We start from the raw sequence: 19,602 nt of genomic DNA, 5'->3' as shown, positions 1-19,602 counted from the left end.
CGGACCGCGAATTCGTCGAGGCTTCGGCGCCGACTCAGGATGACGCACGTCTGAAGGCGCAGGCACCCGCTCGCGGGTAAACCCGGGCGTGAACTGCTGCACGGCAACTACTTCGGAAGCGTGGGCGTGGGGAGTGGAATCCGCCGCACGATTTTCGTCGCCGTCATGCATCTAGAGTGCGCCATCGGCCTTCGCAGCCTTCGTCAAATGGCTGTCCGTCACGTTCTGCGGAGGTGTCGAGATCAGTTGATACAACCGTTGGAACACAGAGGCTGCCCCCCGGCCTATCTTAGAAACCGAGGGCAGTCGCTTCGCGTACAGTGCTGTTCCGCTTGTTTTCGATCCTCTCGCCCAATAGGGAATGTCGGCAATACCAACCGTCAGCGAGGTAGGGGAACTGTTCGAGATCTTTGACAGACTCAACCCGCCGTGCTCGCAGATCACAGTGCTCAGCTACGTCGACGGACCCCGATCCCTTCCTCCGCGAAGCCGCCCGCGCAGCACGACCCCCTACATGACGACAGTCGCCGAGTTGGAAGCATCCGAACAATTCCGCCGCGCCCGTAGCTCTGGGTGGCCACACGGTTCTTTGTCGTGACCAGACTCTATGCACTTTCCTCGTCATCTCTGCTCCGGGCAACGGACAACCGGACCCTCCCGCGAAAGGGAAGCCGTGGACCTGGCAGAGCAGTGATCCGCCCTCCACCAGGTAGCGGCCACCCCACACCCCCGCCGCTTCCCCACGAGCAAGGGCGCCCGCCAAACACTCCGACATATGGGAACAACTGCGACACAATGACATCGCCCTCGACAGCTCCTCACGCGCCGAAGAAAACCACCATTCCGGATCGTGCGACCGACACGGAGCAGTCACTACGTGTTCCAAGCCCACTCGGCGCTTCCCCAGTCCTGCCTAGGCTATTTCGTGTCGAAATCGGATTCGGTGCACGAGGCGGATGCACCGGCACCATTGGAGGTGTTCTCCGTCAACACCTTCCGTCGACAATGAACGCGCACGTGATCGCCCCGTCGTCATCGAACCCGTTACTGGCGGTCACCGTCGCAATCTTCACCAGTCCCGTCACCGTGACCTCCTTGGTCCACGGCCATGTGCGCTTATTCTTCGGCGGGTACTGCTGACCCGTACTGCGGCGGATACCCCTGGCGTGGCTGCTGAACCGTAGGGCTGTTGAGGCGATTGCCCGTAAGGCTGATGCGGGTCTGGACCATACGAATTGGGTCCTGCGGAGGCAGCGTCATGATGACTTCCTTCGGCTCTGCGCACACCCATCACCTGGGGGCTCTCCCATAGGAGTACCAGAGCAACGCCCCCATACGGGCAGCTTGCGAAAACCCGCAACCTCAACCACACGACGATCCCAACGAACAACTCACCACAGGAATCACTGCCTACCCTTCACGTGGCAGGTGCCCAGCCCTGCGCGTGGCACGGGGAAGCCTGTTTTCCGCACGCACTGAGCGGGTAGCTCACCCAGATGAGCACCGGACACGCACCAACCGGCGACGGAGCCCGGCCGCAACGCCCAGAACCGCGTCCCGAGGCCACTGCACCGCCACGCGCAGATTCGGAATGGAACTATCGCGTCCGCCACGAGACACCCACCCAACGTCTCGACCGCAACTGGTCCCACATCCTCCAAGAGCTCCGGGTAGTCCAGACCGGCATGCAGATCCTCACCGGCTTCCTCCTGACATTGCCCTTCCAACAACGCTTCTCGGATCTGCAAGCTTTCGAGAAGGACTTGTATCTGATCACGCTGGCAATGTCGACGGCAGCGACGATCGTGCTCGTATCACCTGTCGCCATGCACCGCCTACTCTTCAGGCGTCACGCCCTCCCCGTCCTCGTCGAGCAGGGTCAACGATTCGCCGTCACCGGCCTTCTCCTACTCGGCGGCGCACTGACTGGCGTTCTCACCCCGACTTTCGATGTAGTCGTCAACAAAACCACAGGCCTGATCGCCGGCGGCTGCGCCGTACTTCTGGCAATCACATTGTGGTGCTGCTACCCACTTCTCTTCGCACACCAGCTGCATCTCGGCCGCCCCGAGAAACAACCCGACGAACCACAGCACCCACGCAACCACCATTAGACCGCGGATGCTGACGCATCACGCATCCGAATACACCACCGCCGATGTTTCAGCCCGCCGGCCCCTCGGTAACTACCCCACGCGGCGAACGGTTCGGTGAGTCGCACACAGGCCCTCACCCGCACTCTGTCACTCACGACGGTGGACACCTGACCCGAACAAACCGCACTCCAACACTTTTTGGTGTCGCCAACCGCACCGAAACGGGCGACGCACCGCCGCGCCTCCTATCCCCGAACGCTGCGACAGGCATCCCTCAACCGGCGAAAGGTTGTTCGGCTGCGAGTCGAGTGCGATGCTGCATCCCCCGAAGACCCGACCGTCACCACCGCATACCGGAAGTTCGGATCCGCCACACCCAGCCGATCAGCGCTCCCGGAAGTCCAGGCGCGCAACGACAGCCAACCCTATACACAACACGATCACCAGCACTGCAACATTGATCATCACGATCTCCCCTCTGGCAACCGTGTGGGGTCAGTCAGTCCCAACGCACGGTGAACCAGACTCATACGGCAGTCTGGGCGAGCCTGTCGAGAAGCAACTTCTTCCCGATCTCCGCACCCTTGGGGCTCTCGCTCTGGGCTTTACGGAACAGATCGGCCACTTCGCCGTCCCCGTCACGCTCGGCATCGTCGATGTAGGTCTGCATACGCAACGCATTACTCAACGACGCTTCGACGAACCAGATCAAGTTGTAGTCCTTGTCCCGTGTACCCGTCGCCGCACCGGATTCCAGCCCACTCATGGCCCTCTCTCCTTCTCTATTCCCGCCGACTTTCCCCTGTCCATGGCCATACCCCGCACAGACGACGTCCACGCGGCGCATCGGCAATCGTCAACGAACACCGCCCCCCACTCCCGGGAGAATCCGCGGCCGCCGACAGAACTGACGTGTACGCGCATCAGTCCTGACGCTGCACCGGTTTCACCATCCGCCTTGCCGGGTAATCCGCCCTGACGGCGGAACGCTGCCCAGGCAACGAGTCGCCGAACAGGGCCCTTCCCGGCAAGCACCAACCGGTAACGGCCCGCGCGCATCCCACACGACGCGAGCCAACGGGATACGCCCGATTCGTCGGCTGCCGTCACCAGCAGCCGGCGAATCGCCCACACCCAGCGAAACCCCCGAAAAGGTCGCCCGCAACCGGTCACACCTCGCTGACCGGAACTCCGCACACTGTGCTCTACGACAAAATTCGCCTCGCGGATAATCAGCAGCTGCGATTGGATAACATCCTCGTACGCAGCACCCGCAGAACACTGCCCCTACCTCGGCATCGCCGGTGAGAGCCGAGCCCGGGACGCACGCCGACTCTCAGCAGGCCTGCCGATGGATCGCCGCCACCGCGTGCACCGACGACGACGTCGCCCACATGCGCCGCCGCTACGGTTTCCCCACCGCACCCTGACCCGCGAACTCCCGGGGCTCGGCCACGGATCGACCTACTGCCGCTCCCAACTCGGTCCCAGCCGATACTCAGGACTTTGTTCCGGTGCCTTTCGGAACGAGAGCGCCTCGGTCGGCGTACATCGACTCGATACGAGCCTTGATCTCGGCAGTACTCATCGAACCGCTGTGCACAGCCGGCCACGAGTTCGATCTCGAAGTCTGAACGTTCATCTGAAAGGTCCTTCACACATTGAGGATTGAAGATTAGAAGCGGTTCGGCCGAACGGCGTCAGACCACACGACATGAGCCGGGTAGGTCCGTCTGATCGTTCGTCAGTAACGACCAGACGGACCCTGCACGCCCTTGCCGACGGGAAGGACGCACAACTGCACTCCGCCAACGGCGTCGATAGATTCCAGACGGGGAACTATCGACCCCCACCGGCGGACACACGCCACCGCCCATGGCGGGTGGGATTGCGCTCTCGACGAATCTACGCAGCGTGCAGAATCCGAGAAGAGGCGTCCTCGATACTCCGATTCGGTGTCATCGTCGACGTCGCGGCACCCGCGCTGCCCCCTGTGACGACCTGACGCCACCACGCTTCACGTTCCTCGGATTCCGGCCACACCACCACATCGAGGTCATCGACATCCATGCGAGTACTCCTTCATGTCCTCTGACCACCTGTTACCCCGCCTACGGTCCTGTAAACCCTTCACAGCTTCGACGTCGGATCGACCGTCGACTCCGCCACCAGCGCCGGGCTCGGCATGCCGATCTTCGGGCACCATGTGCCGCGGTGCCCGCCGGGAGGCAGTTTCGTGGGCAACAACGCCCCGAGGTGGTCGTAGCGCTGGACATGCAATCCCCCACTACTACCGCCGTTGGCCGCCGTCGCCGCCACGATCGCCTCGTTGTCCGAATCGAAGAACTCCTCGGCGGTCGATCCGTCCGCGAACGTGAACCTGTACCGTTCCATCACGCAACCTCGCCGTCTGTCGAAAGAAGCTGGTAGACCGAAAATAACTCGTAGACATTGTGTTCGGACGAAACTCTGCACGGTATGCGTTCACGCTGCGCGCCGGAAAAGGTGATTGCCGAGCCGGTCACACCTCTCGCACTTTCTACCGTCCAAGGCCTGTACCCGCTGCTGCTCGGTACTCGCAAAAGACGTCACAGTGTGTGAGCGTCTCGGCAACCACCGCGCAAGAACCCACGGACCCTGCCCGCAAGTCCTCACACCCGAGGGTCCCCCGCTGCGCCGTCGAGGGCCGGGCAACGAGAAACCCGCCCACGCCCCTAACCCTGTGGAGGGGAGCGTTGGGTCGCCCGAGGCCGCATCACCGGAACCCGATACGTATACCGGGACATCATGATCGGCGGGGCCACCAAGCCGGGGTCGAGGGTGCAGCCGGCAATCCGGGTGAGCAACACCCACGCCGCCGGAGTGAGCGCATCGGCGAGAATCCGATCCGAATCCTCCACCACGGCAGCATATTCCAGTTCGTGCCAGAGGCGGATACCCAGCCTCTCCCACTCCGAGTCGCCGCGCCGACCCCTGCCGGCTACTTCACGCTCATCCTCGGCGATGCGGTCGATCTCGACGTCATCGACCCCAGTCATTGTCGCTGCACCCTCTCGAAACCTGCTGTTGTGGACTGCGGACTGTTCCGGCGTGCTGTTCACGCATCGAGCTGCTTGCTCTCCTGCTTGTGGCCCACCTCCTTGCTGCTCCCGTTGCTGTTCCCGGCGCTGCTGATCTCGATCTTGCGGGGCTTGGCCCGCTCCGCGAGCGGGATCGTCAACCTCAGTACGCCCGCGTCGTAGCCGGCCTCGATATTGTCGGTGTCGAGGTTCTCGCCCAGGAACAGTTGACGACTGAATACCCCGCGCGGGCGCTCAGCGGCAATCATCTCCGCCTCGCTGGCGCGAACCGGCCGCTCGGCGTGCACCGTCAACACATTGCGGTCCACATCGAGGTCGAGTGAATCCGGGTCCATGCCGGGAAGATCGAACTCGACGACGAACTGCTCACCTTCCTGCCATGCATCCATCGGCATCACCGCCGGCTGCGAAGCAGTACCCAACAGCTGTCGGGTCAGGCGGTCAAGGTCACGGAAAGGATCGGTGCGCATCAACATTTTCGGTCACCTCCAGGAAAAGTCACTGGAACCGTTCACTGACTACCACCACCGCATCCACCGAACTTCTACAGTAGATGCTGTAGATTTGGTATATCATCAAACACACATCGGATCAAGAGCTTGCCCGCAGATATCGAAATTTCTTTGATGGGAGGACCATCATGGCGCGCAACCCCGCTATCGCCGAACCCCCTGGCCTGTACGCGATCTCGGTGACATCGGAGCTCTCCGGATTCACCGCCGGCACGCTGCGACTCTACGAACAGTACGGCCTGATCACCCCCGCCCGCACCCGCGGCGGTACCCGCCGCTACAACGACGAGGACCTTACTCGTCTGGGCCGCATCACAGAACTCATCGCCGACGGCATCAACCTCGTCGGCATCAAACGAGTCCTCGAACTCGAAGACAGCACCGCCCTACTACGCCGCGACAACACCCGGCTACGCGCAGACAACGCCCACCTACGCCGGAAAAACACACACGACACAGAGAAACGTCCGTGATCGCCCGACAGAGAAAGGGCCACCGCCATGGAAGACAACCGCATTCGCTCAGCCCTCGACGCGACACCCGACACCGACTACCTCGAACAAACCATCCCAGCCGACCCGAATGCAGTGGATGCCGTCGACCTCGAAGCCCTCACCACGGAACTCGACACCCCATGGCCGGCGCCCGAGGGAGATCTGCTCGAACAATCGACACCCGCCCCGCTCGACGACGAACGCTGAGGTTCCCTGTCCGACTGGTGCACTACACCAACCGGGCAGGGAACGCCCTGCCGACCCGAGGCATCTCTGTATCCGAATACGTTGTCTAACAGCTCTTTCGGGAACGACTGCACGACCGGGTCTGAGAGTGCATACGATACGAAAACTTCCCGGTAAGGATCACTTCATGCTCGTGCCACCTAGGAGGCTCTGCCTCACCGGGCATCCGGGTTCGCCAGCACCAACGACGAGTACGCCGCGGCGCTGATCCCTCGTCGCCGCGCGTTCTCCGCCAGCCGTGCAGTTGCGAGTTCGATCGAAATACCGTCGAGTTCGGCGATCATGCCGACTGCCTGTTCCACGTCGCCGCGGACCGCGATCAGCTTCTTGACCGCCGTCACCACCTGCGAATGACGATCCTGACGACTGTCCGTGGACAGAGTCAGAGCGGCCAAATCTGCCATCGACTGCCCGTATGCATTACTACGCTCCGCGCTGTGCCACGAATCGTGAGTAAAGACCACGAGTGATCCGAGCGATGTCCGACCCAACCTCATCGGAAAGCAGCGGCACCCGCCCAGCCCATGTTCGAGTCCTGAGCGACCGAATTTCCGCCACCGCTCCCCCACGTCTTTGAAGCTGTCGACCATCACAACCGCTCCGCTCTCAGCGCTCAGCGCAGCCGGACCCGATATGGCAAGAGTCCGGTCGGGAACGAACTCGGCATTTGCCGACTCCACCAACACATCGAGATAACCTTGCTCCCCGTTTCGCACGACGAGGACGCACCACACACCGCTCAGATTCTGTCTCGATCGCTCAACGATCGTCTCGAGTACACGCAGGGAATCGAAGTCGGTGGTGAGAAGATGAGTCACCTCGGCAATGCTCAATTGTATTGCGGGGGTGTTCATCCTGGGCTCCCATCGTCAAGTACTGCAGAGACATTGCGCGATCTTTCCGAATCAGATGTCATCCGTCGTCACCACCGTGTGCGAATCGGATCCGCCGATTCACGACATCTGCGGCGATCTCCCAAATCGGCCTCCCCGAGGAGTACGCGGCGGCTCGAAGCCGAGAAAGCGACTCTTCGACCGAGACACGAAGTTGGATCGCGATCATCCCGACTGCCTGGTTCACCTCGGGTCGGTGAAAGGCATTGACGAGCATCCCGGCGTCCAGATCACCGGTGACAGGAAGTTCGGCAAGAATCGCCATCGAAATCGCAGCGGCACTCGCAGTCGCCAATTCGATCTGCTCGTCGTCGAGGCCAATGGGATCGAGACGGTACAGTTCGAGCACACCGAAGACATCACCTCCGCCCCTGAGCGGAAAGGCGAACACCGATCCGACACCGGCTTTGTCTGCCTCGCTGGCAAACCCCGGCCAGATGTCATTGGCGGAATCACTGGAAGTGTCGTTGCAGAACATCGGTCGCTCAGTTGTAAATGCATCAACGCACGGACCGTCACCGCCGGTGAACTGTAGTTCGTCGAGATGTTGTGCCACCGAGTCCGTCGCGTACATCAATTCCCTCGACGAAGAGCTGCTGAGCACTGTGATCGCCGCCCCTTGAACTTCCGCCAGCCTCAAACACTGTCGACACAGTTTCGCGGTCATCGGCAACTCGACTGATGCGCGGCGCCCTCTCTCACTTCCGGATTCGTCGGGAAATTCGGGTGTGTCCTGACTTCCTCTCGGATCTGCATTCACAGGACGCACCTCCTCAGTCGCCTTCACGGGACACACACGGCGCCTGGTCACTCCGATCCGGCGTAAAGTCGAGATTACCGAATAGAGGTACTTCTCAGGCGCGCGGCCGAGTCGGCCGCGTCGGTGCCACTTTTCGTTGGTGGACCACTTCCACCGCGCGGATCGGGCAAGAAATCATGAACTTCGACAGTTCTCATCCGCGCGCGCGACCGTCGGCCGCCTTCGTACGAGCACAAGGTCGCGAGCCGCGACTCATCGATCGCCTCGAACAATCTCTCTCCATACCGGCTGATTCCCCGGATCGAGTCGTGGAGTTGATGATTCGATGCACGATCGCCGCCGTCGAGTTGGTTGTCGGTGTTGATCACGCCGGTGTCACGGCATCCCTGGACAGCGAACCGTTCACCCTCGCCCCTACCGATGAACGTGTAGAAGAATTCGATCGCACGCAATATCTCCTCGGTGACGGACCCTGCCTGTCAGCATCGCGCACGGGTCGGTCGGTCCGAATGTCGGTCAAACAATTAGGCACACGGTGGCCAACTCTCGGCATTGCTGCGCGCAACGCCGGATTGGAAGGTTTTCTCGCGATACCACTGTTCAACGCCGACGTGCCGGTCGGGTCGCTGAACCTGTACTCGCATTCAGCGGTGGCAGAGACGGACCGGGACCGCGATCTCGTCGTCGTCATCGCCGAATATCTGGGAGCGGGGCTCGACGCCATCGCAACAGACCATCGACTCGAACATGCCGCCAACGCCCTGCGCCGAGGAATCGACTCACGTGCCGACATCGAACGAGCAGTCGGAATCTTAATGATCCGCCGCAATACAGACCCCCAGACCGCGCTTTCCGAACTACAGGCTTCAGCACGTCATCAGTCGCGGGATTTACTGGACGTTGCACGTCAGACAATCATTTCAGCCGACGACCAACGCACATAGAGCTTCCGATCGACCGGTCAGAACGCTGCGACGGCACGAAGCGGCGTGCCGTCGATAGGCGGGAGAACTCACCATCGCCGCGTTCGAGGGGCCTCGTCATCTCTAGGTGTGCGCACGCTCGCTAACAATTCCTCCGCGACGACCCTGACTTTCGTATTGGTACGTCGGGACGTCTCGACCAACATCGCGAACGCCCCATCCGCATCGACACCGTGCACCGCCATCAACACCCCCTTCGCCCCCTTCGCCTGATCGATCACCGCCCGCGAATCGAGAGCACGCTCAAAGTTCCTTTCGCTGGGTGTAAGAGTCAGACGGCGTCTACGGTATGGCCGGCCGAGTGGAACGTGTTGGCGGTGATGCCGCCGCTGTCGAGCAGCCAGCGTTCGGCGTCGATTGCTGCGGCGCATCCGGCGCGGACAGCGGTGATCGCCTGACCTGTCGGTGTTCGGTTCTGCCGGGGTATCACCGAAAGAAATGCCGCTTCGAGCGGCCGCTTGCCGATAAGCGCAAGACGGGCACCGATCCTGAAAAGCCACTGGACACCTTCGGTGCCGGCGGCTTCGTCATATCTGGGCCAGGGAGACGGGTTGCATCAGATGCAAGATTGATGCTTCTGATGTGGTGCCAATTGCCCTTCGTTTCCGGTGGTCAGTGTCGTCCGGGGAGGTCGACTGGCGGATGTGCAGGATTCGAAACGGGCGGTATTCATAGCCAGGAAGCCGCACCGCTATAGATCGTGGCTCCTCGTACGGGTTGCTGGGGATTTCCATTCCCCGGCGCTATACGCTCACTTCGATCGAGTCCTGTTGCAGAACCGTCAACAGCGTTAAGCTCGATGTTTGACCGCCGATCCACTGCGTAGTTGAAAACGGCTGGGCAGTTGAACGGTTTGTCAGGCTATGCGGGTGTGCGACCGTGGCTCTCACCAGGAGCAGCCTGCACCCCTCAGGTACAGGAGCACACTCACGTGACGTCCTTCGAGCGGGCCATCCTTTCACCGGCCGCAACGACACCTTCACTGTCCGTCTCCGCATCACCTGACCAACTCCCAGTACTGCGATCACTGATCCGGACCGTGGCCGCCCACTATGCACTCTCGCTGAGCAGGTTGTCAGACCTGGTCCTCGCGGCAGACGAAGCTGCAACCATTCTCATCTCCCGTGCTCTCCCCTTCAGCACCTTGACGTGCACATTCGACGGAAACGTCGCCACTGTGCAGGTAATCCTCTCGACGACAACGACGGGTCAGATCACCACGAGCACCTCGTCCTTCATATGGCACGTCCTTGACACTCTGGCCGACGGCGTAGTCCTCGAGCAGGTCCCGCCCACCCTTCCAGAGAAAAACTGGATGGCCACGATCACACTCACCAAGGCGTTGCAGGCGGGTTCGTGACCCCGCCCGGCCTCGAGGACAACGAGTACACGGAGGTCACCGCTCTGTTCGTGCGCCTTGCCGCCCTGCCCGCCGACGATCTCGATTTCGAACGGCTTCGCACCGAAATCATCGAAATCTGTCTGCCCCTCGCCGATCACATTGCCCGGCGGTATCGAGGACGAGGCCAGTCACACGAGGATCTCGTCCAAGTCGCCAGTCTGGGTCTGGTCAATGCAGTCAATCGCTTCGACCTTGCGAAAGGTAAAGATTTTCTGTCCTTTGCCGTCCCGACGATGATGGGTGAGGTGCGCAGGCACTTTCGTGACCGGGGTTGGGATGTCCGAGTTCCACGCTCACTCCAGGAGAATTACCTAAGCCTCAAAAGGTCGCGAGCCACGCTCACCCAGACTCTCGGTCGCGAGCCCACGATCCCCGAGCTCGCGGCAGATCTGGGTGTCGAACCGGCCGACATCGTGAACATCGCGGCGGCCGGAGATTCCTATCATTCCGCATCGCTAGACGCCGTCACTGCGCCCGACGGGGCGTCAATCGGAGACACGCTCGGCGAGTACGACGCCGCGCTCGACGGAATCGACAACCACGAAACCCTCCGGCCTGCGCTCCTCGCTCTGCCTGAACGCGAACGGACAATCCTCGTGTACCGGTTCTTCGGGGAACTGACTCAATCGGAAATCGCCGAGAAGGTCGGCCTTTCCCAGATGCATGTCTCACGATTGCTCAGCCGGTCTCTCGAGTCCCTGCGCCGCGAAATCGGCGAAGTCACCAATTGAGGGACGATGGGCACGAAACAGGACGGACAAGGAAGCTCGCCCCGGTCCGCGGTAACTCGAAGGACTCACTCGACTGCTTTCGGATGATGGTGTGATGTGCTCCCGATTCGATCGTGTGCCCATGAGTTCGGCCTGATCCGGCACTGAATCATAGGTTCTGCAGGCGAAGCGGACGCATACGGTGGACAAGATGGCTCAGGACGCACTTTCGTGATCTTCGAGTCCACCGGCCATGCGTAGTTTCTTTGAGGTCTTTGCCGAGTTCGAGGTGCTCTTTCGAGAGCTGCTTCATCAGGTCGGCGAGGCCGTCTGCGATGGCATTGAGTTTGTGCTGAACGGCGTCGTCGGAGCGTTTCTGGGTGTTTTGGAGCAACGCCACGAGGAGGAATGTGACGATGGTGGTGACGGTGGTGATGATCAGTTGCCAGGTGACGATGGTGCCCAACAGGAAAAATGACGGAGCCCAGAGCACAACCGTGACATGTCAGATGCGCAATGGACGTGAGTTCCGCGGTGACCGAGGGGCCGGCGCCGCAGCGTCAGTAGTAGTGCCGCCGACCACCGACAGCATGTCCGGCGGCGCCGAGCGCGAACAGAACGACCCCGATCACCACGAGAATGATGCCGATCGTCCACAGGATCGAGATGCCAGTCAAGAAGCCGACGATCAACAAGACAATTCCGAGAATGATCATGGACCCTCCTTCGACACGGATCACCCATCGAGGGCGACGTACCCGCTGGTCACAGTCCTCAAACACTTGGAACGGGCTGGGCGCAGGTACGGCCGTGCCTGATGCGACCGACTCCTCGACTGCTTTCGGGTGGTGACACAGGGTGCCTTGTTTTCCGGTTTGATCGTCCACCTCACGGGTAGCACCTGTACGAGACCGGACCCTCAGTTCAAAGGCACAGTGGGAGGACGCACCAGTGGCTCGCCAAGACTCACAACCCCAACTCAAGGATCAGGACCTCTACGAAGAATTACGAAAGAAAGGGGATTCGAAGCAGAAGGCGGCACGGATTTCCAACGCGGCCGCCAATCGTGGGCGGTCGAGTGTGGGTAAATCCGGGGGCAAGTCTTCGCCGTACGAAGACTGGACGGTGGAGGAATTGAAGAAGCGTGCCAAAGAGCTGGATCTTCACGGTTATTCGAAACTCAAGAAGAGCGAACTGATCGATACCCTCCGAAATCACTGAACCTCGCCCTTGGCGTCAGGTCCACTCCGACACTCGGCTTCTGTGTACGAATCGCCATGCGACACCGCTCGGTCCGAAGCGCAGAAATCATGCCAGTATGGCCACCGCGGCGATGACGAAAACGATGACAACCAACGCGACCGCGACCATCGCTGCAATTCCTGTTCCTGGAAAGCGTTTGACGGTCGCGGGTTCGGGTTCGGACAATCCCGACGTCTGGGGAGCATCGGGCGGGGTGCTCCCCGGCTTGACCCCGCCTCCGGGTTCCAGGTCAGGGGTATTGTCCGGATCTGGTTCGGGCGGTGTAGAAGTCACGATGTTCCTCCCGGTCAACTTCCCTCGGAAGTCGTCGTCGATGCCTGGGACTGCCGGAGCGTGTCGGTCAGTGTCGCGCAGAACGCCGGCAGATCATCGGGGTTGCGGCTCGATATCAACGTATTCGGTCCTGAAGTACAGACCACGACTTCTTCGTCCACCCACGTGCCGCCGGCGTTCGTGATGTCGGTGCGCAAACTAGGCCACGACGTCAGCGTGCGACCGGCGACCACGCCGGCTTCGACCAGCGTCCACGGTCCGTGGCAGATCACTGCGACAGGCTTCCCGGCGTCGAAGAAACTCCGGGCGAACGCCACCGCCCCTGGATTCACACGAAGGAAATCAGGGTTGGCCACACCACCGGGTAGGACGAGTGCGTCGTATTCCGACCACTTCGCCGACTCGACCACCGCATCCACGTCGAAGACGTCAGCTTTGTCGAGATGATTGAATGCCTGAATAGTTCCGGATTTTGTCGAAACAATCGACGGCTGAGCGTGTTCGGCAACCAACGCATCCCACGGGTCCGTCAACTCGATTTGTTCGACTCCCTCCGTCGCCACGAGGAATGCCACTTTCTTTCCTGCGAGTAGTCGACTCATGCTTGAACGTCCTCCCTCATCTTCGTCACAACCGTCGAGCGACTGCTCAGCTGGATGCGCCCTCGGTGTCGTCGAAGAACGACCATTCACCGTCATGCTGGACTTCCATGCGCCATCCCAGTTCCGAGTTGTCGGCGCGGGCATCGACGAACCAGGCATGCGCATCGTCAGCGCTGTCGATCTCGCGCGTCGCGGTGACGTCGCCTGCAGGATTGATCACTCTGTAAGTAGCCATTCGGGTCGGCTTCCCCAGCCGATGCTTCTTCAATCATCGACTGCGACGACGGCGTATCAACCCGTACCGTCACCATGGACGCTCAGGCGCTGACCCCGCGCGTCGTACGCCGACTGTACGGTTCACACACGAAGTGCGCGAGGCGATCAGAGAGGTCGCTGGTATGCGACCTGAGCCGTCAGAAACAGATTTACGACTTGGGGATCCCCGCATCTCCCCGATACGCAAACCGTCGACGATCATCTCGAGCCGAAGAGCGAAGCCATCGGAAGTCCAGACACATCACCACACCCATGCCGATACTCAGCATCACAAGCAACAGAACAACATTCAGCACCGTGCATCCACCCTTCTATGAGGCCGGCTCTCAGGCCGCCGTCACGCCGCGAAACGCAGCGGGCTTCCATTCGTGCCTGCGGAGGCCGTGGAATCCTTGGCACACGGCAAGTCTCCGACATCTCTTGCCACACGGCGGTCTTCGAAAGGTGCGATTCCCACGATCTCGCGCCACCACCTTTCGTGCTCTTCAGACTCCGTCCACGACGCGACATCCACCACAAGCCCTCCTTCACCGACCCCCGATTTGTTACCCAGCTCACGCACTGAGGAAACGTGACGTGGCAATGACCGTGCGCTCTGGGAGATCCGCGCGGTTGCAGGACGTCAACGAACTCGGCTGGGAAGAAGTTCAGTCGTCGGCGCCGAGGCCTTGGGGAACTGGACGATCGCATTCGTTCCGACGACGACCTGCCGGCACCGACGACGACCTGGTGGTGCCACTGACGGTGGGGTGTCAAGCACTCACACACTCGTCGAGCAATGTCGCAGCTAGCTCCTCGTTCATCCTGTGGCAGAACGGAGTTCGCGCAAGGCAATTTATGGAAGCCTTCTCCGCCGAACTCGATACCCTATGGCCGGCACCCGAGGAATATCTGCTCGAACAATCGATCTCCCCGCTCGACGACCAGCGCTGAACTCCGAGCGCGTCCGTGGCTCGGTAACGAGGCGTCTGTTGCCGAGGAGCCTGCTTTGTCACCGAACCAACGGTTCTCGATTCGCTACGAACGGGCTCTGCCGGACGGGGATGGGAGTCGACGTCCGGCAGAACAACAGTCCCGAGCCAGCACAGACCGGGACGATTCTCACCCTGCACCCGATCGGCTGAAAGTACCAGCCCTCACCGGACTGAAATGCGACACGTGTGATGCAGTGCTCTCTCATTGGTTTCGGAAACCCAGACAGTTCCGGCCCCACAACGAGGGTGCGGTGTGTGTGCCGATCGTAGGGTGGCCCAGCGGCAGGTCGGAGGAGTCACACCTCACATCAACCGATCAGCACGACCCCGGACGCGGACCCTCGCACGCTCATTGCCCGGCATCGGCGAGGGCTTGTCATCATCTCTAGGTGATGCGCACACTCGCCAGCAGATCCTCTGCCACCGCCCGCAGTTTCGTGTTGGTGCGTTGGGATCTCTCGACCAGCATCGCGAACGCCGCATCCGCATCGACACCGTGGACCGCCATCAACACCCCCTTCGCCTGATCGATCACCGCCCGCGAATCGAGAGCACGCTCGAGCTGCAGAGCCAACTGCCGGGCACCCCGGTAACGTTCGGTACTGCCGATCGCATACCCAGCGGCAGTGGTGAACAAATTCATCAACGCCACCTCAGAACGAGCGAACCCGTCCGCACGGCTGCCGTACACGTTGACCGCACCCGCACGCACCCCGGGCTCGAGCGCAGGCAACGGAATCGACAGGAAACTCTGCACCCCGAATCGCCGGGCCTCGGACGCCAGACCCGGCCACCGCTCACTGGCAGTCGTGCGGTCCGCCACCACGATCTGCTCGCTCTCCGCGGCCTCGATACACGGACCCGCCCACGACCGATACTGCAGCTCGTCTACTATGACGACCTCACGGGACGTGCGCGCCGCCGTCGACGCAGCACCCTCCTCATCGAGAACCGTCACCCCCGCCATGTCCGCATCCTCGATCAACTCCACCGCATGCTCACACAACCGGTTCAGATACTTCTCGATGTGACCGGCCGGATTCAACACCCGATACAGATCCTGCAACGCTTCGGCAGCCGCATCGAGCGGAGGAAACCACCCATCACCGACAGCAGCGCTTCGTACGACATCCATCCCACACCTCACACGCACTCCCACGAGACCGTGACGGCACACGACGAAAATGGGCAAAACCCCGATCTCCACTTGTCAACAACTCACGAATGCCCGAACACACCACCACCAAACCCCACCACGACGCCGCGGTCCCGCCGCACCAGCAACCCGAACCAAAGGGTGGTTCGCCGGCGCCGAGGTGTGAGCGCCGACGCCAGCGAACCCGATGCGCATCCCGGCACTGCCCGTACCAGGATGCCCCATTTCGGGGCTGACCCACCCCCGGCGAGCGGACAGCCGGAAGGCAGGTCGTCTGCGCGGCGCCCCGAAATCCTTTTCGAGTGCTCCCGATACCGCAACCCAGAGGTATCCCACACACCACCAACGCAAACCCGCCCCGACCACAGACCTTCAACGGTATGGGGAAACGCCGCAACGCCACATCCATGCGGACCCACTACCGACCAGACGCACCTACGTAGCCAAGATCGCCGGTCTGCGCCTCCCCACACCTGTAGTGGCTACACGGAGTACAAACAGCTGTCGGCTTCACCCTCCTCGGACGGTTCTGCGGACGATTCTGCAATCACACGTCGACATCGAACGTCGCATCATCTTCCTCGACTCCGGACGGCTCCCCGTCCCGAAGTCCTCCTCCAGCCTCGCGGAGCACCCTTCCAACAGCGAATTACATCGCGGTTCAGCGCTAAAGTCTCCGTGTCTCCGTTCCAACGAGACGGAGACGAACGCGTAGCCTTCATGATTAGGCTCACTGGCGGGTGCAGTCGGTGGCCCACAAACTGTTGAGGAGCTTCGGTCGGTATCAGTCTCGGTCAGTCCACCGTGATCGAGCCCCTCAACCTCCGAGAGGACACTCACCGAGCCAACCGGTACCATCGGTATTCGTAGAGACTGCAACAAGATTCACAACTGAACTACCGTCTTCCGAAAAAGATCGAGCTATTGGATGGCCGTCAGGAGTGCACGGCCGACAGAGGACCGACCGACGCCCAGTGTCGAAGCGATGGAGTCAAGACTCCTCCCTTGCTCGCGCAGTGCACGGGCGAGTTCAGTGCGTTCCGGGGTCATGACAGTCGGCCGGCCGCCGCGTCGACCTTGACGTCGGGCGGCTTCGAGGCCGGCGTGAGTACGTTCGACGATCATGCGGCGTTCCATTTGGGCAAGGGCTGCCATGATGTGGAAGAGAAATTCGCCGCCTGCGGTGGTGGTATCGAATCCTTCTGTGAGGGAACGGAATGCGATGCCGCGCTCACCGAGGTTGTGAACGGTGTCGATGACGTGGCGGACGGATCGTCCGAGCCTGTCGAGTTTCCAGACGACGAGGACATCACCGTCGTGGTCACGTAGGTAGTTCAGGCATTCGGTGAGCTGGGGGCGCTGCGTTTTGGAGCCGGATTCGTAGTCGGTGAAGATGCGGATCGCTCCGGCTTGGCGGAGTGCGTGTTCTTGCAGTTCGGGGTTTTGTTCGAGGGTGGAGACGCGGGCGTATCCGATGATGCTCACAGTCTCGGTCCTTCTGGTCTGCTGCTGTGTTGTGGGATGGTGCGGCTGTTCATGAGTTGGTGGTCGACCTCGGGGCTCCAGTGGGTGTGAAACTTGGTGGTGTCGAGGTCGGCTAGTTCCGGTTCCGGAGCGGCCGGCTTGGGGGCTGGCCGGATCTCGGTCGTCTGTGGGTCATGTTGTGGTGCTTCGGGTTTGATCTGGCTCGCCCAGGTATAGGTCTGTTCGGGCATGGTGTCGTGGTGCTCGATCATCGCCTGCCAGTGCTCGGGGAACGTCATGACGTTCTCGCGGGGTGCGGTGGCGATGGAGTCCATGGGCACTTCGGTGACAGGTTTGATCGCGGGTCGTAGGACGTCGGCGAGGATGGTTCCGCCGTCGATGTAGGCGAAGTTGCGGGCGGCTTGGACGGCGTCGGCGCTGAGTTCGCGCCATTCGATTGCCCATCCGACGTCGCGTGCGAGTTGGTCGAAGAAAACCCTTTGGGTGCGGGAGTTTCCGTCGACGAACGGGTGGACACTGGTGAGATCTCCCCAGTGTCCGGCGAGGTCCTGGACGAACGCTTCGTGGCTGTGGTGGTTGACGTAGACGCCGCTGTTGATGTCGGTGAACACTCGGTCGAGTTCGCCTGGGATGGCGGCGGGTGGGTCGTGGAGGATGCCGAGATCGCCTGGCGCGGTGTCGATGGTGCGGATTTCACCGGCCCATTCGTACAGGTCGCCGAGTAGGTGCCGGTGGATTGCTTGCAGGTGCGCGAAGTCGAAGTGTCCGTCGATCGGGTTCGCTGCCAATTCCGCCATTCGTGATCTCGTTGTTCATGGCGTTCCTTTCTGTCGTTTCCGGCGATTGTGCCTGGTAGCTCCGACACGGACCTACGGACGGGTTTTCAGAACAGAGTGTTTTGGGTTTGTGCGGCGGCGTTGTCGGTGCGTTTCTCGTAGGCGGTTGCGAGGGTTTGCGCGGTGGTGGGGCTGCATCCCATTTCGGTGCCGATGTCGTCCCAGCTGGCTCCGTGGTGGTGCAGTTGCCAGGCATCGTGTTCGTCGTCGCTCACGTTCAACCCTCCTCTTCGGCGGGTGTCTTGAGTTCTCGGCGGAGGCGTAGGGCTACGACGTAGTGGTAGACGGCAAGCCCGAGGAGGCTTGTTCCGGCGATGAGTGAAATGGTTGTTCCGCCGGTGAGGAAGATGATGCCTACGGCGAGGCTGATCAGCGCGACGACGGTGTGCGCTTTCCAGCCGGGTTTGCTGGTGTCTTTTTCGGTCGTCATGGTCGATTCCCTTTGTCGTTTGGGGCTTTTCGGAGGCTGGCGGCTTTGGTGAAGCTGTAGACGGAGGCGGCGAGGGCGATGATTCCGGCGGTGATCATGTGTTTGGTGCCGATGGTGAAGTCCAGGGCTGCGACGGCGAGCGCGAGGACTCCGAAGATGCTGTGTTTCAACACTCTCGGTTTGTTAGTCATGGGCGGCCTTCGCGGATGGCTGCGAGGCGTTGGGAGGCTGCGCGGCGTTCGCGGCCGATGCTGAGCAGGTGTTCGAACAGTTGGTCTTCGGGGAGTTCTTCGGCGGCTTGGGCGAGGGATCGTGCTGCTTCGCGGAATCCGCGCCGGTAGGCCTGGATGAGGACTGCGGCAATCTTGTGCTCGAGTTCAGCGGACGGGACGCCGATGGTGCTGATGTCGGTGAGTGCTTTGGTGAGTTGTTTCCCGAGGTGCCCGCTGGTGCGTCCTTCCTGCTGCAAGGTGGCGAAGACATGGGCACTGTTGTGCGGTTTGCCGGAAGTGACTAGCTCCTCGATGGCGGTGAACAGTGCCGCGTTCACGGGCCGGTAGAAGTCTGCGCTGGTCAGAGCTGCGACGGCACGTTTCGCGCTCTCAGCCGGCGCCCAGAGCAGCGAGCACAGGAGTTGAGCCTCGACGTCGAGGGCGGTGCTGTACTCGCGAGGGGACTGAACCCGAGGTCTCCCCCACCGACGATGAACTGCCGTGCGGCGATTGCTGCGTGATAGGCGTGGTACGCGTTTCCGAGGATGCTGATCACGACAACGCTGACTGCAAGCGCTATGTAGAAGCCTCTGTCGCGTTTGTTCATGTTGAGCTTGCTGATGATGACGATGGCGATGGCGATGGTCGCGCCGAGGATTGCACTGTCGACGATCGCCGGGAAAATCCAGGTCAGGTGTTCGGGGATCAGCGCTTGCCGTGCAAGGTCGCGTTGTACGGCGAAGGAAAGTACGAATGCGCCGGTGGTGATGCCGAGTGCAATGACGATCGCGAGTGCGAGTGCGGCGAGCAATGCGCCTAGCTGGATACGGGCAGCCCGGAGGCTAAAGTCGTTCATGATCGGGTTTTTCCTAATTGGTGTGTAGAAGCACGGACCGACGGAGCGGTAACGCTCACGCTG

29 protein-coding genes and 3 pseudogenes are annotated in these 19,602 nt (G+C 61.3%); 8 read left to right on the top strand and 24 right to left on the bottom strand.

The features are described 5' to 3' along the window. Positions 1-289 precede the first annotated feature (289 nt). On the bottom strand, positions 290-874 hold the full coding sequence (locus QRN54_RS33645) for a WhiB family transcriptional regulator (RefSeq protein WP_350318885.1): 585 nt from the start codon (positions 872-874) through the stop codon (positions 290-292). A gap of 622 nt (positions 875-1,496) precedes the next feature. Between QRN54_RS33645 and QRN54_RS20495 the strand changes: the two genes are divergently transcribed. Then, positions 1,497-2,114 (top strand): DUF6328 family protein, encoded by a 618-nt coding sequence (locus tag QRN54_RS20495; RefSeq protein WP_285182959.1) that lies wholly within the window; start codon positions 1,497-1,499, stop codon positions 2,112-2,114. A 508-nt stretch (positions 2,115-2,622) separates the two neighbouring features. On the opposite strand, the gene QRN54_RS20490 is transcribed toward QRN54_RS20495, so the two are convergent. The 6 genes from QRN54_RS20490 to QRN54_RS20465 form a co-directional block, all read right to left on the bottom strand. Next, positions 2,623-2,862, bottom strand: a complete 240-nt coding sequence (locus QRN54_RS20490) for a hypothetical protein (protein ID WP_042445260.1) — start codon at positions 2,860-2,862, stop codon at positions 2,623-2,625. 732 nt (positions 2,863-3,594) lie between these two features. Next, entirely contained in the window at positions 3,595-3,738 is a 144-nt protein-coding gene (locus tag QRN54_RS20485) for a hypothetical protein (RefSeq protein WP_164490684.1), read from the bottom strand. Between the two features lie 263 nt (positions 3,739-4,001). Beyond that, positions 4,002-4,166 carry a hypothetical protein gene (locus tag QRN54_RS20480; RefSeq protein WP_156423042.1) on the bottom strand — a complete coding sequence of 55 codons (165 nt, stop codon included), beginning with the start codon at positions 4,164-4,166 and terminating at the stop codon, positions 4,002-4,004. A gap of 60 nt (positions 4,167-4,226) precedes the next feature. Then, positions 4,227-4,490, bottom strand: a complete 264-nt coding sequence (locus tag QRN54_RS20475) for a hypothetical protein (protein ID WP_054781739.1) — start codon at positions 4,488-4,490, stop codon at positions 4,227-4,229. Between the two features lie 320 nt (positions 4,491-4,810). Continuing rightward, positions 4,811-5,197, bottom strand: a complete 387-nt coding sequence (locus QRN54_RS20470; protein ID WP_058036960.1) for a hypothetical protein — start codon at positions 5,195-5,197, stop codon at positions 4,811-4,813. Beyond that, positions 5,194-5,652 (bottom strand): Hsp20/alpha crystallin family protein, encoded by a 459-nt coding sequence (locus tag QRN54_RS20465; RefSeq protein WP_058036959.1) that lies wholly within the window; start codon positions 5,650-5,652, stop codon positions 5,194-5,196. Before QRN54_RS20465 ends, QRN54_RS20470 begins: the two co-directional genes overlap by 4 nt. Positions 5,653-5,816: 164 nt before the next feature. Between QRN54_RS20465 and QRN54_RS20460 the strand changes: the two genes are divergently transcribed. Next, the gene (locus QRN54_RS20460) at positions 5,817-6,161 is read left to right on the top strand and encodes a MerR family transcriptional regulator (protein WP_054781737.1); all 345 of its coding nucleotides are present in this window, start codon (positions 5,817-5,819) and stop codon (positions 6,159-6,161) included. Between the two features lie 27 nt (positions 6,162-6,188). Continuing rightward, positions 6,189-6,389 (top strand): Rv3202a family protein, encoded by a 201-nt coding sequence (locus QRN54_RS20455; RefSeq protein WP_042445278.1) that lies wholly within the window; start codon positions 6,189-6,191, stop codon positions 6,387-6,389. A gap of 194 nt (positions 6,390-6,583) precedes the next feature. Here QRN54_RS20455 and QRN54_RS20450 read toward each other — a convergent pair whose 3' ends face one another. Continuing rightward, positions 6,584-7,282, bottom strand: a complete 699-nt coding sequence (locus QRN54_RS20450) for a GAF domain-containing protein (RefSeq protein ID WP_042445280.1) — start codon at positions 7,280-7,282, stop codon at positions 6,584-6,586. A 58-nt stretch (positions 7,283-7,340) separates the two neighbouring features. Next, positions 7,341-7,988, bottom strand: a complete 648-nt coding sequence (locus QRN54_RS20445; RefSeq protein WP_075835087.1) for a GAF and ANTAR domain-containing protein — start codon at positions 7,986-7,988, stop codon at positions 7,341-7,343. A 269-nt stretch (positions 7,989-8,257) separates the two neighbouring features. Between QRN54_RS20445 and QRN54_RS20440 the strand changes: the two genes are divergently transcribed. Continuing rightward, positions 8,258-9,025, top strand: coding sequence for a GAF and ANTAR domain-containing protein (locus QRN54_RS20440; RefSeq protein ID WP_058036957.1), 768 nt, complete (start codon positions 8,258-8,260; stop codon positions 9,023-9,025). Positions 9,026-9,093: 68 nt separating this feature from the next. Here the strand turns inward: QRN54_RS20440 and QRN54_RS20435 are convergent, their stop codons facing one another. Continuing rightward, positions 9,094-9,339, bottom strand: coding sequence for an ANTAR domain-containing protein (locus QRN54_RS20435; protein WP_308115469.1), 246 nt, complete (start codon positions 9,337-9,339; stop codon positions 9,094-9,096). Continuing rightward, positions 9,336-9,461 (bottom strand): annotated as a pseudogene (locus QRN54_RS20430) (thioredoxin-disulfide reductase); the annotation flags it as partial. The pseudogene QRN54_RS20430 and the gene QRN54_RS20435, both read right to left, overlap by 4 nt. Positions 9,462-9,995: 534 nt before the next feature. On the opposite strand from QRN54_RS20430, the gene QRN54_RS20425 reads away from it, so the two are divergent. Together QRN54_RS20425 and QRN54_RS20420 are read left to right on the top strand one after the other, a co-directional pair. Next, entirely contained in the window at positions 9,996-10,424 is a 429-nt protein-coding gene (locus QRN54_RS20425; RefSeq protein WP_139799826.1) for an ATP-binding protein, read from the top strand. Then, entirely contained in the window at positions 10,421-11,197 is a 777-nt protein-coding gene (locus tag QRN54_RS20420) for a SigB/SigF/SigG family RNA polymerase sigma factor (RefSeq protein ID WP_054781731.1), read from the top strand. The genes QRN54_RS20425 and QRN54_RS20420 overlap by 4 nt, the downstream gene beginning before the upstream one ends. A gap of 195 nt (positions 11,198-11,392) precedes the next feature. On the opposite strand, the pseudogene QRN54_RS20415 reads toward QRN54_RS20420, so the two are convergent. Both QRN54_RS20415 and QRN54_RS20410 read right to left on the bottom strand, forming a co-directional pair. Then, positions 11,393-11,672 (bottom strand): annotated as a pseudogene (locus tag QRN54_RS20415) (low affinity iron permease family protein); the annotation flags it as partial. Between the two features lie 64 nt (positions 11,673-11,736). Further along, positions 11,737-11,892 (bottom strand): DUF6131 family protein, encoded by a 156-nt coding sequence (locus QRN54_RS20410; protein ID WP_087503864.1) that lies wholly within the window; start codon positions 11,890-11,892, stop codon positions 11,737-11,739. 235 nt (positions 11,893-12,127) lie between these two features. Between QRN54_RS20410 and QRN54_RS20405 the strand changes: the two genes are divergently transcribed. Beyond that, positions 12,128-12,397 carry a DUF7218 family protein gene (locus tag QRN54_RS20405; RefSeq protein WP_054781729.1) on the top strand — a complete coding sequence of 90 codons (270 nt, stop codon included), beginning with the start codon at positions 12,128-12,130 and terminating at the stop codon, positions 12,395-12,397. A gap of 87 nt (positions 12,398-12,484) precedes the next feature. On the opposite strand, the gene QRN54_RS20400 is transcribed toward QRN54_RS20405, so the two are convergent. Genes QRN54_RS20400 through QRN54_RS20390 form a run of 3 tightly spaced genes read right to left on the bottom strand, consistent with a single transcriptional unit; the run spans position 12,485 to position 13,549 of the window. Then, positions 12,485-12,712: a DUF6480 family protein gene (locus QRN54_RS20400; protein WP_058037006.1), complete on the bottom strand. Its 228-nt coding sequence runs from the start codon at positions 12,710-12,712 to the stop codon at positions 12,485-12,487. 14 nt (positions 12,713-12,726) lie between these two features. Further along, complete coding sequence (locus QRN54_RS20395; protein ID WP_058036954.1) at positions 12,727-13,314, bottom strand: type 1 glutamine amidotransferase domain-containing protein; 588 nt, start codon at positions 13,312-13,314, stop codon at positions 12,727-12,729. A 46-nt stretch (positions 13,315-13,360) separates the two neighbouring features. Next, complete coding sequence (locus QRN54_RS20390; RefSeq protein WP_058036953.1) at positions 13,361-13,549, bottom strand: hypothetical protein; 189 nt, start codon at positions 13,547-13,549, stop codon at positions 13,361-13,363. 617 nt (positions 13,550-14,166) lie between these two features. Here QRN54_RS20390 and QRN54_RS20385 point away from each other — a divergent pair. Further along, a complete protein-coding gene (locus QRN54_RS20385) occupies positions 14,167-14,523 on the top strand; it encodes a hypothetical protein (RefSeq protein WP_054781728.1) in 357 nt (118 codons plus the stop codon). A 426-nt stretch (positions 14,524-14,949) separates the two neighbouring features. On the opposite strand, the gene QRN54_RS20380 is transcribed toward QRN54_RS20385, so the two are convergent. From QRN54_RS20380 to QRN54_RS20345, 8 genes and pseudogenes are all read right to left on the bottom strand, one after another. Then, positions 14,950-15,699, bottom strand: coding sequence for a GAF and ANTAR domain-containing protein (locus tag QRN54_RS20380; RefSeq protein WP_054781727.1), 750 nt, complete (start codon positions 15,697-15,699; stop codon positions 14,950-14,952). Positions 15,700-16,641: 942 nt separating this feature from the next. Continuing rightward, entirely contained in the window at positions 16,642-17,205 is a 564-nt protein-coding gene (locus QRN54_RS20375; protein ID WP_054781726.1) for a recombinase family protein, read from the bottom strand. Then, entirely contained in the window at positions 17,202-18,002 is an 801-nt protein-coding gene (locus QRN54_RS20370; protein ID WP_058036950.1) for a Fic/DOC family protein, read from the bottom strand. The genes QRN54_RS20375 and QRN54_RS20370 overlap by 4 nt, the downstream gene beginning before the upstream one ends. Positions 18,003-18,088: 86 nt before the next feature. Beyond that, a complete protein-coding gene (locus QRN54_RS20365) occupies positions 18,089-18,256 on the bottom strand; it encodes a hypothetical protein (RefSeq protein WP_165638552.1) in 168 nt (55 codons plus the stop codon). 2 nt (positions 18,257-18,258) lie between these two features. Beyond that, positions 18,259-18,471, bottom strand: coding sequence for a hypothetical protein (locus QRN54_RS20360; RefSeq protein ID WP_054781723.1), 213 nt, complete (start codon positions 18,469-18,471; stop codon positions 18,259-18,261). Further along, positions 18,468-18,644 (bottom strand): hypothetical protein, encoded by a 177-nt coding sequence (locus QRN54_RS20355; RefSeq protein WP_165638551.1) that lies wholly within the window; start codon positions 18,642-18,644, stop codon positions 18,468-18,470. The genes QRN54_RS20360 and QRN54_RS20355 overlap by 4 nt, the downstream gene beginning before the upstream one ends. Before the next feature lie 14 nt (positions 18,645-18,658). Continuing rightward, positions 18,659-19,093: a DnaB-like helicase N-terminal domain-containing protein gene (locus tag QRN54_RS20350; protein ID WP_232330067.1), complete on the bottom strand. Its 435-nt coding sequence runs from the start codon at positions 19,091-19,093 to the stop codon at positions 18,659-18,661. A 44-nt stretch (positions 19,094-19,137) separates the two neighbouring features. After that, positions 19,138-19,539 (bottom strand): annotated as a pseudogene (locus QRN54_RS20345) (DUF2637 domain-containing protein); the annotation flags it as partial. Positions 19,540-19,602: the final 63 nt, after the last annotated feature.

The sequence above is a fragment of the Rhodococcus sp. MEB032 genome, assembly GCF_030208925.1.
Lineage (GTDB): Bacteria > Actinomycetota > Actinomycetes > Mycobacteriales > Mycobacteriaceae > Rhodococcus_F > Rhodococcus_F qingshengii.
The sequence above is the reverse complement of the archived record's forward strand: the minus strand, read 5'-3'. Positions and strand labels throughout refer to the sequence as shown.

Excerpts from the sequence above, each read along its gene's own strand:
- QRN54_RS20380 (WP_054781727.1), bottom strand. The coding sequence starts at position 15,699 with ATGGATGTCGTACGAAGCGCTGCTGTCGGTGATGGGTGGTTTCCTCCG.
- QRN54_RS20455 (WP_042445278.1), top strand. The coding sequence starts at position 6,189 with ATGGAAGACAACCGCATTCGCTCAGCCCTCGACGCGACACCCGACACC.
- QRN54_RS20360 (WP_054781723.1), bottom strand. The coding sequence starts at position 18,471 with ATGACGACCGAAAAAGACACCAGCAAACCCGGCTGGAAAGCGCACACC.
- QRN54_RS20480 (WP_156423042.1), bottom strand. The coding sequence starts at position 4,166 with ATGGATGTCGATGACCTCGATGTGGTGGTGTGGCCGGAATCCGAGGAA.
- QRN54_RS20440 (WP_058036957.1), top strand. The coding sequence starts at position 8,258 with ATGAACTTCGACAGTTCTCATCCGCGCGCGCGACCGTCGGCCGCCTTC.
- QRN54_RS20490 (WP_042445260.1), bottom strand. The coding sequence starts at position 2,862 with ATGAGTGGGCTGGAATCCGGTGCGGCGACGGGTACACGGGACAAGGAC.
- QRN54_RS20465 (WP_058036959.1), bottom strand. The coding sequence starts at position 5,652 with ATGTTGATGCGCACCGATCCTTTCCGTGACCTTGACCGCCTGACCCGA.
- QRN54_RS20475 (WP_054781739.1), bottom strand. The coding sequence starts at position 4,490 with ATGGAACGGTACAGGTTCACGTTCGCGGACGGATCGACCGCCGAGGAG.
- QRN54_RS20395 (WP_058036954.1), bottom strand. The coding sequence starts at position 13,314 with ATGAGTCGACTACTCGCAGGAAAGAAAGTGGCATTCCTCGTGGCGACG.
- QRN54_RS20460 (WP_054781737.1), top strand. The coding sequence starts at position 5,817 with ATGGCGCGCAACCCCGCTATCGCCGAACCCCCTGGCCTGTACGCGATC.
- QRN54_RS20495 (WP_285182959.1), top strand. The coding sequence starts at position 1,497 with ATGAGCACCGGACACGCACCAACCGGCGACGGAGCCCGGCCGCAACGC.
- QRN54_RS20410 (WP_087503864.1), bottom strand. The coding sequence starts at position 11,892 with ATGATCATTCTCGGAATTGTCTTGTTGATCGTCGGCTTCTTGACTGGC.
- QRN54_RS20445 (WP_075835087.1), bottom strand. The coding sequence starts at position 7,988 with ATGACCGCGAAACTGTGTCGACAGTGTTTGAGGCTGGCGGAAGTTCAA.
- QRN54_RS20370 (WP_058036950.1), bottom strand. The coding sequence starts at position 18,002 with ATGGCGGAATTGGCAGCGAACCCGATCGACGGACACTTCGACTTCGCG.
- QRN54_RS20390 (WP_058036953.1), bottom strand. The coding sequence starts at position 13,549 with ATGGCTACTTACAGAGTGATCAATCCTGCAGGCGACGTCACCGCGACG.
- QRN54_RS20485 (WP_164490684.1), bottom strand. The coding sequence starts at position 3,738 with ATGAACGTTCAGACTTCGAGATCGAACTCGTGGCCGGCTGTGCACAGC.
- QRN54_RS20450 (WP_042445280.1), bottom strand. The coding sequence starts at position 7,282 with ATGAACACCCCCGCAATACAATTGAGCATTGCCGAGGTGACTCATCTT.